Origin of the sequence: Pseudomonas sp. COW5, assembly GCF_026240005.1 — a bacterium.
GTDB classification, from domain to species: domain Bacteria; phylum Pseudomonadota; class Gammaproteobacteria; order Pseudomonadales; family Pseudomonadaceae; genus Aquipseudomonas; species Aquipseudomonas kribbensis.
The window spans coordinates 2,933,833-2,947,414 of sequence record NZ_JAPHVP010000001.1 but is presented as its reverse complement, the minus strand read 5'-3'; the positions used below and the strand labels follow the sequence as shown (position 1 = coordinate 2,947,414).

Genomic DNA, 13,582 nt, shown 5'->3' with positions numbered 1-13,582 from the left:
TCGCCTGTAGTTTGGCGACGCTGCCTTCAAAAACACAGTTTTAGGAAGACTACCGCAAGGTCTGTAGGCAATTTCCCAAGCTGTATTTTTACTTAGGTTTCAGCCTTTTTGGCCTTTTCTCCGAGCAAGTAATCTCCGGGCGCCGCTGCCCGCCAAGGATTACTTTCATGCTCGTGAGTGCTGCGCCACTGGTCAAAGAAGCAGGTGGCCAACAAACATGGATCGACTTAGCTTTGCCCGATCTGCGGACACTGACCAGAGAGCTTTGCTCTGCCGCAATTGAGGAAGTGAAAAGGGCAGACGATGCGCAAGGAGCCCTCAGAATCCTCTTGGCTCACTTCGGATTCATCGACGAGGCGCTACTGGCAGTGACCATCCTCACGCCGATCGGAAATGTTGCGGTGATGAGAGACAAGCTCGCCCATATTGTCGAAAAGCGTGCTGACTCACGAGAGCGCTATGTTCGACATGCCATTGATACGCTGACGGGACCTTTTGAAATTTGGAGAGTCCTGTACGACAACGGTGGATATCGCCTGGCCTTCATCAACGCTTACGAGGCAAAGAATGACATGCTCGTCGTGGTGGATGTCAGGCACGGACACGTCCTGTGGAACTTCATGCATGCCCCGGCAAGAGCGATGAACAAGCACCGCCAGGGCGAACTTCTCTACAAGAGATACGTTCTTCAGGACAAACAAAAAGGGGAGCCTGTTGGCTCCCCTCGAATATTTGAATCCTGATATTGGCATCCTCAGGAAATGGGATGAAGAGGTCTCACCTTACACCGATGTTGCAGCATCGCTGAGGTACCTACGTCTGCTGAAGCCCTGCAAGGCAGCAGATTTCGCGCTCTTGAGGCCATTTTTTATAAAGGCAGCAGGCAAGTCAAATCATTTGTCTGTTCTTTTGTTTCAGTAAAATCCCGCGGCCCGGCGACTGCCTGGCCCCAACCTCTCAATCAGCACTCACAAGCGCCTAGCTTGACGAGCCTGTAACATGCAACCCCATTGATCCGTACCGCTGGAGCCTGCCCTTGCCCGACATCCGCCCACCCGTGCTCGATGAAATCGACCGCCAGCTGATCGCTGCCCTGCAAATCAACGCCCGCGAGAGCGTGGCGATGCTGGCCCGGCAATTGGGGATCGCCCGCACGACCGTGACTTCGCGGCTGGCGCGGCTGGAAAAAGCCAAAGTCATCACCGGCTATGGCGTGCGCCTGGGTCAGCGCGTGGTGGATGGCGGGTTGCAGGCGTACGTCGGGATCAAGGTGCAGCCGCGCTCCGGTAAAGAGGTGCTGCGCCGGTTGAGTGCAATGGCCCAGGTTCAGCAATTGTGCGCGGTGAGTGGCGAATTTGATTATGTGGCGTGGCTGCGCACCGACTCGCCTGAACAACTGGACCAGCTTCTCGATCAGATCGGCAGCGTAGACGGCGTGGACAAGACCACGACCTCGATCATCCTCAGCAGCAAAATTGATCGCGGCCATCCAGTCTGATCAAAATATTCGTCATATTGCATCATCAACACTCAAATCGACGACACTTTGCGTCTTATTAACGTGTTCTACGCTCCCTAGAATGGCTGGCATCTTTTCCTATACTCAGACGCGCATCCGGCGTCGGGTCGCCAGCAAGGTCAGCCATGAACAAGAACAATCGCCATCCTGCAGACGGTAAAAAACCGATCACCATTTTCGGCCCGGACTTTCCGTTCGCCTTCGACGACTGGATCGAACACCCCGCCGGCCTGGGCAGCATTCCCGAGCACAACCACGGTGCCGAAGTAGCGATTGTCGGTGCCGGCATCGCAGGTCTGGTGGCCGCTTACGAGCTGATGAAACTTGGTTTGAAACCGGTCGTTTACGAGGCCTCGAAACTTGGCGGCCGTCTGCGTTCCCAGGCCTTCAACGGTACCGATGGCATCGTCGCCGAGCTTGGCGGCATGCGTTTCCCGGTGTCCTCCACCGCGTTCTATCACTACGTCGACAAACTCGGCCTCGAGACAAAGCCCTTCCCCAACCCGCTGACGCCTGCCTCTGGCAGCACCGTGATCGACCTGGAAGGCAAAACCCATTACGCACAAAGCCTGAAGGATCTTCCTGCGTTGTTCCAGGAAGTGGCTGACGCCTGGGCTGATGCCCTGGAGGCCGGCTCGCAATTCGCCGATATCCAGCAAGCGATCCGCGACCGCGATGTGCCACGCCTCAAGGAACTGTGGAACACCTTGGTGCCGCTGTGGGACGACCGCACGTTCTATGACTTCGTTGCCACGTCGAAAGCCTTCGCCAAGTTGTCGTTCCATCACCGCGAAGTATTCGGTCAGGTCGGTTTCGGTACCGGCGGCTGGGACTCGGACTTCCCCAACTCGATGCTGGAAATCTTCCGCGTGGTGATGACCAATTGCGACGATCACCAACATCTGGTGGTCGGCGGCGTGGAACAAGTGCCGCAAGGTATCTGGCGTCATGCGCCGGAGCGCTGCGTACACTGGCCGCAAGGCACCAGCCTGAAATCGTTGCACCATGGCGCGCCGCGCTCCGGGGTGAAGAAAATCGCCCACGCGCCTGACGGACGTTTCGCGGTCACCGACAACAACGGCGACACCCGCGAATACGCCGCCGTGCTGACCACCTGCCAGAGCTGGCTGCTGACCACCCAGATAGAATGCGACGAAACCCTGTTCTCGCAAAAGATGTGGATGGCGCTGGACCGCACGCGCTACATGCAATCGTCGAAGACTTTCGTGATGGTCGACCGCCCGTTCTGGAAGGACAAGGACCCGGAAACCGGCCGCGACCTGATGAGCATGACCCTCACCGATCGCCTGACCCGTGGCACCTATCTGTTCGACAACGGCGACGACAAGCCGGGCGTGATCTGCTTGTCGTACTCGTGGATGAGCGATGCGCTGAAGATGCTTCCGCACCCGGTGGAAAAACGCGTGAAACTGGCGCTGGACGCGTTGAAGAAGATCTACCCGAAAGTCGACATCGCGGCGCGGATCATCGGCGATCCGATCACCGTGTCGTGGGAAGCCGACCCGCATTTCCTGGGCGCGTTCAAAGGCGCCCTGCCCGGCCACTATCGCTACAACCAGCGCATGTACGCGCACTTCATGCAGGACGACATGCCGCCGGAGCAGCGCGGGATTTTCATCGCCGGCGACGACGTCTCGTGGACGCCGGCCTGGGTCGAGGGCGCGGTACAGACGTCGCTCAACGCGGTGTGGGGAATCATGAAGCACTTCGGCGGGTCCACACATAAAGAGAACCCCGGCCCGGGTGATGTGTTCAACGACATCGGCCCGATCGCCCTGCCCGAGTAAGAGGAATCCCCGATGCGTGTAGCCCTTTACCAATGCCCACCGCTGCCACTGGAATCGGCCGCCAACCTCCAGCGCCTGCATCAACTGGCGATGGAGGCCAAAGGTGCCGATTTGCTGGTGGTGCCGGAGATGTTCCTGACCGGCTACAACATCGGCAAGGAAGCGGTCGCGACATTGGCCGAGGTCTACAACGGTGAATGGGCGCAACAGGTCGGGCGGATCGCCAAGGCTGCCGGTCTGGCGATTCTCTACGGTTACCCTGAACGCACCGCCGAAGGGCAGATCTACAACGCCGTGCAGTTGATCGATTCGAACGGCGAGCGCCTGTGCAATTACCGCAAAACGCATCTGTTCGGCGATCTGGATCGTTCGATGTTCAGCCCCGGCGATGGCGAGTTTCCCATCGTCGAGCTCAACGGCTGGAAGCTCGGTTTCCTGATCTGCTACGACCTGGAGTTCCCGGAAAACGCGCGGCGCCTGGCCCTTGAAGGTGCCGAGCTGATTCTGGTGCCGACGGCGAATATGATTCCTTTCGATTTCATTGCCGATGTTTCCGTGCGCTCCCGCGCCTTCGAGAACCAGTGCTACGTGGCTTACGCCAACTACTGCGGCCACGAAGGCGACATCCATTACTGCGGACAAAGCAGCATTGCCGCGCCGGATGGCAGCCGTATCGCCCAGGCCGGACTGGACGAAGCCTTGATCGTCGGTGAGCTGGATCGCCAGTTGATGGTCGACTCCCGCAGCGCCAACCGCTACTTCAACGACCGCCGCCCCGAACTTTACGACGCGCTCAACAAGCGCTAATCCGCTAGCATGGGCACTTCACTGTTCTGGAAGTGCCCATGCCTGCGCCGACTCATCCCCGTCCCCACTCCGAAACCCTGGCCAACGGCTTGCGCGTGACCCTGCGTCACGTGCCCGGCCTGAAGCGCAGCGCCGCCGCGTTGCGGGTGGCTGCCGGCAGTCATGATGTGCCGTTGGCGTGGCCGGGACTGGCGCATTTCCTTGAGCACTTACTGTTCCTCGGTACCGAGCGTTTTCCTGCACAGCAAGGGTTGATGGCCTACGTGCAAGGTCACGGCGGTCAGGTGAATGCCAGCACTCGCGAGCGCACCACCGATTTCTTCTTTGAATTGCCGCCGGCGTCCTTCAGCGGTGGGCTGGAGCGTCTGTCAGACATGCTCGCCCGGTCGCGTATGAATCCGGACGATCAGTTGCGGGAACGGGAAGTGCTGCAGGCGGAGTTTGTCGCGTGGTCGAAGGATGCTGCGGCTCAGCAGAAAGAAGCGCTGTTCGAAGGGCTGTCAGCAGCGCATCCGTTGCGCGGCTTCCATGCCGGGAACCGCAACAGCCTGCCGGTAGAACGAGCGGGCTTTCAGCAAGCACTGAAAGATTTCCATCAACAGTTCTACAGAACCGGACAGATGACACTGAGCCTGGTCGGACCGCAGAGTGTTGAAGAACTCCGAGCGTTGGCCGAACAATTTACCGCCGCACTGATGGCTGGGGATAAAACTGCGCAGGCGGGCCCCCTCCGCTTGATGGACAACCCGCAGACAAGTTATCAACAGGTCGGCGAGCGGCACGGCAATCTGCTGTTTGCGCTGGAGGACTTGCCGGCGTCGTCGCCCGAGGCATTGGCATTTCTCTGTCACTGTTTGAACAGCGCCAAACCCGGTGGGTTGCTCGCGCATTTGCAGCAGCAGGGTCTGGCGGAAGGTTTACAGGCCTGTGTGCTGTATCAATTTGCTGAGCAAGCTTTGCTGCATCTTCAGTTCACCGCGACATCCGGAACACTCGACACCATCCGTGCACAGTTTCTCGACTGGCTGAGCTTCTTCGCAGCGCAGCAGGACTGGCCGGCATTGCGTGCGGAATACGCGGAACTGCTTCAGCGTCAGCAGCAAGTCAGCGGTGCACTGCAACTGGCACGGCTCGACAGCGAACAACTCGAAAGCGGCCTGTCCGAATCGGCCGTTACAGCGCTCAAAGAGATTCTCGGCAAAATCGGCACTGTGGATAACTTCAGCCCCCATTGGCATCTGCCAACTGCCAACCCCTTCCTGCGCACAGCCGAACCGCTGGCCAACGCCGGCCTGATCCGTGGCCAGACCAGCGCTCACCGGGGGCTGCGCACGTTTGCTCAGGATCGCTCGCGCACCCGCCGTGAACGCTCGCCGATGCAATTCAGTCAGGCACTGCCGGATAACAGCGACGTAGGCGCGGTGTATGTACGCTGGCAAACGGAAGCAGTGGCCACGGCCGAGCTGCAGGCGAAACTGCAACGCAGTCTGCAGGAAGTATCTGACGATGCCCGTCAGGCCGGGGTCGAGTTGTCGTTCAGCACCATGGGTAATCAGTGGCTGCTGAAAGTGACCGGTCTGCAGGACACGCTCCCCGCTGTGCTGGAGCATGCGCTGAAATCTCTGACGCAAGTGGGCGCCAATTCCGCAAAGGAAGGGCCGCAACCACCGTTGATACCGATTCGCCAATTGCTCAAGGCGTTGCCCGAACACTGCCTGCCAGCAGTAAGCGAGTCCGATGACGCCGCGAACCTGTGGACAACTTCCCGCTGGGACGGTCTGGCGTTGGGCCTCAACTCTCAGACCCAATCCGCCATGGGCCTGTCCCTGAGTCGCATCCCCGGCGCACCGGACAATCAATTGGCCGCCCCCTCGACAACCCACACCCAATACTCGTGGCAACAAATCGAAAGCGACTCCAGCGAACACGCCTTGCTACTGTTCTGTCCTGCCGCCAGTCATGAAATCGCTGACGAAGCCGCGTGGCGTCTGCTCGAGCACCTGTGCCAGACGCCTTTCTACCAACGCCTGCGAGTCGAGCTGCAACTGGGTTATGCCGTGTTCAGCGGGTTGCGCCAGATCCATGGCCGGAGCGGATTGTTGTTCGGTGTGCAATCGCCAACGACCAGCGCCGCTCAATTGCTCGTGCACATTCAACAGTTCCTCGACGGCTTGCCAGCCCTTATCGAACAACTCGATGACGCCAGCCTCGCCCAGCAACGCCAGACGCTTGCCGATCAGTTCGATGAAAGCGTCCTGTCCGGCAAAGAGGCGGCCGAGCTCCTGTGGCAGGCCCGACTCGCCGGCCACTCGTCGGATTATCTGCTGCAATTGCGCCGCGCCATCGCTGAGCTGAATCGCCCGGCACTACAAGCCGCCGCACAACACCTGATCCGCGCCGAAGGCGGCTGGCACGGCCTGTCCAGTGACCCTGCGCCAGGTACGCCATGGCAAGCGGCAAAATGATCATTACCGGGGCTGCAAGGAGCTTTCTCAAAGATTCACGGGCCAACCCCCTGAAATTTTGAGTAACATAGCCACCTAACTATTTGGAACATCTCAGCGCTGCCGTGGACTATACCTATGGATAGCGCTATCTCACCCACCTGAAGAAGGAGTCACCCGATGGCCTGGACCAAACCTGCTTACACCGACCTGCGTATCGGCTTCGAAGTCACCATGTACTTCGCCAGCCGCTGAGTTCTGCCTCGTCAGAATTGCAGTGCAACGCCTCGGCTCGCCGGGGCGTTTTATTTTCAGCGTTGAAATGATGGAGCGTTCATGTTCGTCCAGATTCTGGGTTCGGCCGCCGGTGGCGGTTTTCCGCAGTGGAACTGCAACTGCGTCAATTGCGCCGGTTTTCGCGACGGCAGCCTGAATGCCCAGGCCCGCACCCAATCGTCCATCGCGATTTCCGATGACGGCGTGAACTGGGTGCTGTGCAATGCCTCGCCGGATATCCGCGCGCAGCTCCAGAGCTTCGCCCCGATGCAACCGGGCCGTGCCCTGCGTGACACCGGCATAAGCGCGATCATCCTGATGGACAGCCAGATCGACCACACCACCGGCCTGCTCAGCCTGCGCGAAGGCTGCCCGCATCAGGTCTGGTGCACGGACATGGTCCACGAAGACCTGAGCACCGGTTTCCCGCTGTTCACCATGCTCAAGCACTGGAACGGCGGGCTGGACTGGAACCGCATCGAGCTCGACCAGAGCTTCACCGTCACCGCCTGCCCGAACCTGCGCTTCACCCCGCTGCCATTGCGCAGCGCCGCACCGCCCTACTCGCCGCACCGCTTCGACCCGCATCCGGGCGACAACATCGGCCTGATCGTCGAAGACCTCGGCACCGGCGGCAAACTGTTCTACGCGCCGGGCCTGGGCAAGGTCGACGCGCCGTTGCTGGAAATCATGGCCGGCAGCGACTGCGTACTGGTGGACGGGACAATGTGGGACGACGATGAAATGCGGCGCCGTGGCGTCGGCACCCGCACCGGTCGCGAAATGGGTCACCTGGCGCAGAACGGCCCCGGCGGCATGCTCGAAGTGCTGGAACAGCTTCCCGAGCAGCGCAAGGTACTTATCCACATCAACAACACCAACCCGATTCTCGACGAAGACTCCCCGGAGCGCGCGGAGCTGGCGCGACGCAATGTTGAAGTGGCGTATGACGGCATGAGCATCGTCCTGTAACGAATGGCCCGGAGAACCGCAATGACCGACACCCCGCTGTCCCCCACCGAATTCGAAGCGGCCCTGCGCGCCAAGGGCGCCTATTACCACATCCATCACCCGTATCACGTGGCGATGTATGAAGGCCGGGCTACCCGCGAGCAGATCCAGGGCTGGGTCGCCAACCGCTTCTACTATCAGGTGAACATCCCCCTGAAAGACGCGGCCATCCTCGCCAACTGCCCGGATCGCGAAATCCGCCGCGAGTGGATTCAACGCCTGCTCGACCACGACGGCGCCCCCGGCGAAGACGGCGGCATCGAAGCCTGGCTGCGTCTCGGCCAGGCCGTCGGTCTCGATCCGGATCAATTGCGCTCCCAGGAACTGGTGTTGCCCGGCGTGCGTTTCGCCGTCGATGCTTACGTCAACTTCGCCCGCCGCGCCAGTTGGCAAGAAGCCGCCAGCAGCTCGTTGACCGAACTGTTCGCGCCGCAGATCCACCAGTCGCGCCTCGACAGCTGGCCGCAGCATTACCCGTGGATCGACCCGGCCGGCTACGAGTACTTCCGCACCCGTCTCGGTCAGGCCCGGCGCGATGTCGAGCATGGTCTGGCGATCACGCTGGAGCACTACAAGACCCGCGAGGGCCAGGAGCGCATGCTGGAAATTCTCCAGTTCAAACTGGACATCCTTTGGAGCATGCTCGATGCCATGAGCATGGCCTACGAACTGAACCGCCCGCCGTATCACAGCGTCACCGATCAACGGGTCTGGCATAAAGGAATCGCCTTATGAGTTTCGACCGCAGCAAGACTCCGATCTGGCGTCCCGGCTACCGCTTCCAGTACGAACCGGCGCAGAAAGGCCACGTGCTGCTGTACCCGGAAGGCATGATCAAGCTCAACGAAAGTGCCGCGCTGATCGGCGGCCTGATCGACGGTGAGCGGAATGTCGCGGCGATCATCGCCGAACTCGACAGACAGTTCCCCGGCGTACCCGAGCTCGGTGACGACATCGAGCAATTCATGGAGGTTGCCCGTGCGCAGCACTGGATCGAACTTGCCTGAGTCATCGGTGCAAGTCCCGGCCAAACCGGAAATCGGCCTGCCGCTGTGGCTGCTCGCCGAACTGACTTACCGCTGCCCGCTGCAATGCCCGTACTGCTCCAATCCGCTGGACTTCGCCGAGCAAGGCAAAGAGCTGAGCACCGAGCAGTGGATCAAGGTGTTCCGCGAAGCGCGGGAGATGGGCGCGGCGCAACTGGGCTTTTCCGGGGGCGAACCACTGGTGCGCCAGGACCTCGCCGAGTTGATCCGTGAAGCGCGTCAGTTGGGTTTCTACACCAACCTGATCACTTCCGGCATCGGCCTGACCGAGCAGAAGATCAGCGACTTCAAGAAGGCCGGGCTCGATCACATCCAGATCAGTTTCCAGGCCAGCGACGAGCAAGTGAACAATCTGCTCGCCGGCTCGAAAAAAGCCTTCGCGCAGAAACTGGAAATGGCCCGGGCGGTAAAAGCTCACGGCTATCCGATGGTGCTGAACTTCGTCACCCATCGGCACAATATCGACAAGATCGACCGCATCATCGAGCTGTGCATCGCGCTCGAAGCGGACTTCGTCGAGCTCGCCACTTGCCAGTTCTACGGCTGGGCGCAGCTCAATCGTGTCGGCCTGCTGCCAACCAAGGAACAACTGGTCCGCGCCGAACGCATTACCAACGAATACCGCGCCAGGCTGGAAGCCGAAGGGCATCCGTGCAAGCTGATTTTCGTCACCCCGGACTACTACGAAGAGCGCCCGAAGGCCTGCATGAACGGTTGGGGCAGCCTGTTTCTGACGGTCACGCCGGACGGCACCGCCCTGCCCTGTCATGGCGCCCGACAGCTGCCGGTACAATTTCCCAATGTGCGCGACCACAGCATGCAGCACATCTGGTACGACTCGTTCGGCTTCAACCGTTTTCGCGGTTATGACTGGATGCCCGAGCCGTGCCGCTCCTGTGACGAGAAAGAACAGGACTTCGGCGGCTGCCGCTGCCAGGCGTTCATGCTCACCGGCGATGCCAGCAATGCCGACCCGGTGTGCAGCAAGTCCGAACATCACGGCGTGATCCTCAAGGCCCGCGAAGAAGCCGAGCACGCCACCCAGACCATCGAACAACTGGCCTTTCGCAATGAACGAAACTCGCGCCTCATCGCCAAAGGCTGAGCCTTTCAGCGCCACTGCCGCCGTTGCAGCCGGTGTGGATTTCGCCGAACTGCAGCTCGGCGCACAGGGTTTGTTCTGGAATGAATACCGCCCTGCAGACGCCGCGTGCCGGATCTGGCACTGGCGCGATGGCGCGGCGAAATGTCTGACACCTGCGGGTTTCAGCGTGCGCAGCCGGGTGTACGAATATGGCGGTGGGGCGTTTTGTCTGACGCCTGATGGGGTGGTTTTCGTCAACGAGGCGGATCAGCAGCTTTACCGCCAAACGCTGGATGGCGAGCCCCAGGCACTGACATCTGGCGAGTGTCGGTATGGCGACCTGCATTTTGCCGGCGGTCAGGTGCTGGCCGTGGAAGAGAACGGTGATCGCCATCGTCTGGTGGCCATCGATCTGGCGACTGGCACCCGCCGAAAGCTGATTGAAGGAGCAGACTTTTACGCGTCGCCGATCATCAGCCCGGACGGCCAGCGCCTGGCGTGGATCGAGTGGAGCCGCCCGCATCAGCCGTGGACGTCCACCCGTTTGATGCTCGCCGAACGCACAGGTAATGGATTTTCTGCCCCCCGTTGCGTGGCCGGTGAAATGCTTGAAGAGTCGATCCAGCAACCGCGCTTTGATGCCAATGGCCGACTGGGCTGCCTGACCGACCGTGGCGGGTATTGGCAGCCGTGGATCGAGTCTGCCGACGGCCTGCAACCGTTACCTTGTGCCAAGGCCGATCATGCACCAGCGCCGTGGCAACTCGGCGGCTGCACCTGGCTGCCCATCGGCGAAAGCTATTTGGCAAGTTGGAGCGAAGGCGGTTTCGGTCGTCTGGCACTCAACGGTGAAGACTTCACTGGCGACTACAGTCGTTTCCGTCATCTGGCGGTCGATGATCAGTTCATTTACTGCATCGCCGCTTCACCGATCAGCCCTTCAGCGGTACTTGCCATAGATCGCGAATCCCGTGAAGTAAAGGTGCTGGCCGGCGGCATTGCCCCGCTGCCTGCCGAACGCATCAGCCGACCGCAAACCCTGCGCTATCCCAGCGGTTCAGGTGAAGCGCACGGCTTCTTTTACCCGGCCACCAATGGCGATGACAAACCGCCGCTGGTGGTGTTCATTCACGGCGGCCCGACGTCGGCCTGCTACCCGATGCTCGACCCGCGCATCCAGTACTGGACGCAACGCGGCTTCGCCGTCGCCGACCTCAACTACCGTGGCAGCAGCGGCTATGGCCGGGAATATCGGCAGGCGTTGCATCTGAGCTGGGGCGCGGTGGATGTCGAGGATGCCTGTGCGGTCGTCGCTTACCTGAATGATCGCGGCATGATCGACGGCGAGCGTGCGTTTATCCGCGGCGGCAGCGCCGGTGGTTACACGACGCTGTGCGCATTGGCATTCCATCAAGTGTTCCGCGCCGGCGCCAGCCTGTACGGCGTCAGCGACCCGGTAGCGCTTGGCCGCGCGACACACAAGTTCGAAGGCGATTACCTGGACTGGCTGATCGGCGATCCCGAGAAAGACGCCGAACGCTATGCCGCCCGCACGCCGTTGCTGCACGCCGGCAACATTCGCGTGCCGGTGATTTTCTTCCAGGGAGAACTGGACGCCGTGGTCGTGCCGCAACAGACCCGCGACATGGTCGCGGCCCTGGAGCACAACGGCATCGAGGTCGAGGCGCATTACTACGCCGACGAACGCCACGGCTTCCGCCGGGCCGTCAATCAGGCCCATGCGCTGGAGCAGGAGTGGCGTTTCTATCGGCGAGTGATGGGCCTGGCGGACTGAAACTCAGCGCTTGGCGATGATGTACACCGCGTGCACGATCCCCGGGATGTAACCGCACAGCGTCAGCAGGATATTCAGCCAGAACGCGCCGCCGAACCCGACCTGCAGAAACACACCCAGCGGCGGCAAGATAATGGCGATGATGATGCGGATGAAGTCCATGGGGCAGCTCCTGATTGGGGGCTGGCTCGACTGAGCCATACAAGCTAATCGACCTGTGCCGTTTGTCAGGGTTCAGTGCAACCCGTGATCTCGCCATTTGAATGCCATTACCCGGCCACAAAAAAACGCCCCACGCCAAAAGAATCAGGCGTGGGGCGTGCGTTATACCGCGAGACGGTTCTTGAATTCGGGTGGGAAACTTCAGCTCAGACGGCAATCCCTTTGCGGCATTGCAGTTGCGCCGTGCGTACCCGGGAGAAGGCGCGGGCCAGGCGCAGGAGCATTTCGTCGATGTTGGCCTTGCTGACGGTGAGCGCCGGGGTGAAGCGCAGGCAGTTGGCTTGTGGGGCGTTGAGCAGCAAGCCTTCATGAAGCGCGGCTTTGACGACGGCCTCGGCGGAGTCTTCCGACAGGGTCAGCCCCCAGAACAGACCTTGTCCGCGCAACTCGCCATGATCGTAACGATGGGCCAGACGGGCGAGTCCTTCGCGCAGATGCTGGCCGTTGTCCCGGATCTGTTCGAGGAAGGCGCGATCCTGCACGCTGTCGAGCACCACCAGGCCGGCGGCGGTCATCAGTGCATTGCCGTGATGTGTGCCGCCCAACTCGCCGGAGTCGAAACAGCAGGCTTTGCCTCGCGCCAGCAGCGCAGCCAGCGGTACGCCACCGCCAAGTCCCTTGCCGAGTACGACGATATCAGCGCGCACGCCGTAGGATTGTTCGGCGAGCAAGGTGCCACAGCGGCCGATGCCGGTCTGCACTTCGTCGAGGATCAGCAGAATTCCCAGTTCACGGCACAGGCGTTCGACACCCTTGAGATAATGCTCGGTCGCCGGGATCACACCGGCATCGCTCTGGATCGGTTCGAGCATGATCGCTACGGTCTGCGCATCGACTGCAGCATGCAGCGCCGGCAGATCATTGAACGGCACCAGATCGAAGCCCGGTAGCAGCGGCGCGAAGCGATTGTGCAGGTTGCAACTGTCCGACGCCGAAATCGTTGCCAGACTACGTCCGTGACACCCTTGCCTGGCGACAATGATCCGCGAGGCGCCGCCGCGATGCAGCTGGCCCCATTTGCGCGCCAGTTTGATCGCGGCTTCACAGGCTTCGCTGCCACTGTTGAGCAGATACGCCTGATCGCTGAAAGTGCTGGCACACAAACGCTCGGCGAGACTGAGCATGCCGCGGTTGTGCAGATTGAATCCGGGATTGATCAGGGCCTGTGCCTGGCTGGCGATGGCTTTGACCAGCGCCGAAGGGCTGTGGCCGAGGCTGTTGGCGCCGCCGGCCTGGGAAAAGTCCAGGTAGGCGCGGTCATTGCTGTCCCACAACCAGGAACCCTGGCCACGAACGAAAACCTGCTGCGGGCGCTCGACACTGGGCATCAGGCGCTCGGCATTCAGGCCGTCAGCGGCATCCGATTCATGGGTTTCAAAAGCCAGGTCATCGAGACTCGGCGCCTGGCGCCGCAAGCTGAACAGATTCATTGAAAAAAACCTCGATCGAGGTTTTTTGAACTGCCTATGTAAACACTTTCGAAGCAAACGCTGATCATTGCGCTTTCCGGCCCTGTAAGCCTTGTGAATGCGGTTAGACTAGGCGTCTTCAAGGCGCCGAGCCATTTCGA

13 protein-coding genes are annotated in these 13,582 nt (G+C 60.8%); 11 read left to right on the top strand and 2 right to left on the bottom strand.

All coding sequences use genetic code 11. The features are described from left to right. The first annotated feature begins 167 nt into the window (after positions 1-167). The 11 genes from OQ248_RS13375 (at position 168) to OQ248_RS13325 (ending at position 11,790) form a co-directional block, all read left to right on the top strand. A complete protein-coding gene (locus OQ248_RS13375) occupies positions 168-743 on the top strand; it encodes a PBECR2 nuclease fold domain-containing protein (protein WP_265813071.1) in 576 nt (191 codons plus the stop codon). 293 nt (positions 744-1,036) lie between these two features. Further along, entirely contained in the window at positions 1,037-1,498 is a 462-nt protein-coding gene (locus OQ248_RS13370) for an Lrp/AsnC family transcriptional regulator (RefSeq protein WP_065259123.1), read from the top strand. A gap of 146 nt (positions 1,499-1,644) precedes the next feature. Continuing rightward, entirely contained in the window at positions 1,645-3,327 is a 1,683-nt protein-coding gene (locus OQ248_RS13365) for an NAD(P)/FAD-dependent oxidoreductase (protein ID WP_085709206.1), read from the top strand. A gap of 12 nt (positions 3,328-3,339) precedes the next feature. Continuing rightward, the gene (locus OQ248_RS13360; protein ID WP_265813070.1) at positions 3,340-4,134 is read left to right on the top strand and encodes a carbon-nitrogen hydrolase family protein; all 795 of its coding nucleotides are present in this window, start codon (positions 3,340-3,342) and stop codon (positions 4,132-4,134) included. A 38-nt stretch (positions 4,135-4,172) separates the two neighbouring features. Next, positions 4,173-6,599, top strand: a complete 2,427-nt coding sequence (pqqF, locus tag OQ248_RS13355; protein ID WP_265813069.1) for a pyrroloquinoline quinone biosynthesis protein PqqF — start codon at positions 4,173-4,175, stop codon at positions 6,597-6,599. A gap of 159 nt (positions 6,600-6,758) precedes the next feature. After that, positions 6,759-6,833, top strand: a complete 75-nt coding sequence (gene pqqA, locus OQ248_RS13350; RefSeq protein WP_003444522.1) for a pyrroloquinoline quinone precursor peptide PqqA — start codon at positions 6,759-6,761, stop codon at positions 6,831-6,833. Between the two features lie 81 nt (positions 6,834-6,914). Then, a complete protein-coding gene (gene pqqB, locus OQ248_RS13345) occupies positions 6,915-7,826 on the top strand; it encodes a pyrroloquinoline quinone biosynthesis protein PqqB (protein ID WP_265813068.1) in 912 nt (303 codons plus the stop codon). A gap of 21 nt (positions 7,827-7,847) precedes the next feature. Continuing rightward, the gene (gene pqqC / locus OQ248_RS13340) at positions 7,848-8,600 is read left to right on the top strand and encodes a pyrroloquinoline-quinone synthase PqqC (RefSeq protein WP_064380316.1); all 753 of its coding nucleotides are present in this window, start codon (positions 7,848-7,850) and stop codon (positions 8,598-8,600) included. Further along, positions 8,597-8,872: a pyrroloquinoline quinone biosynthesis peptide chaperone PqqD gene (gene pqqD / locus OQ248_RS13335; protein WP_265813067.1), complete on the top strand. Its 276-nt coding sequence runs from the start codon at positions 8,597-8,599 to the stop codon at positions 8,870-8,872. Before pqqC ends, pqqD begins: the two co-directional genes overlap by 4 nt. Next, positions 8,844-10,016: a pyrroloquinoline quinone biosynthesis protein PqqE gene (pqqE, locus tag OQ248_RS13330; protein ID WP_134828308.1), complete on the top strand. Its 1,173-nt coding sequence runs from the start codon at positions 8,844-8,846 to the stop codon at positions 10,014-10,016. The genes pqqD and pqqE overlap by 29 nt, the downstream gene beginning before the upstream one ends. Beyond that, positions 9,982-11,790: a S9 family peptidase gene (locus tag OQ248_RS13325; protein ID WP_265813066.1), complete on the top strand. Its 1,809-nt coding sequence runs from the start codon at positions 9,982-9,984 to the stop codon at positions 11,788-11,790. The genes pqqE and OQ248_RS13325 overlap by 35 nt, the downstream gene beginning before the upstream one ends. A gap of 3 nt (positions 11,791-11,793) precedes the next feature. Here OQ248_RS13325 and OQ248_RS13320 read toward each other — a convergent pair whose 3' ends face one another. Together OQ248_RS13320 and OQ248_RS13315 are read right to left on the bottom strand one after the other, a co-directional pair. Further along, entirely contained in the window at positions 11,794-11,952 is a 159-nt protein-coding gene (locus OQ248_RS13320) for a YqaE/Pmp3 family membrane protein (protein ID WP_065259115.1), read from the bottom strand. Positions 11,953-12,158: 206 nt separating this feature from the next. Beyond that, a complete protein-coding gene (locus tag OQ248_RS13315; RefSeq protein WP_265813065.1) occupies positions 12,159-13,442 on the bottom strand; it encodes an aminotransferase class III-fold pyridoxal phosphate-dependent enzyme in 1,284 nt (427 codons plus the stop codon). Positions 13,443-13,582 lie beyond the last annotated feature (140 nt).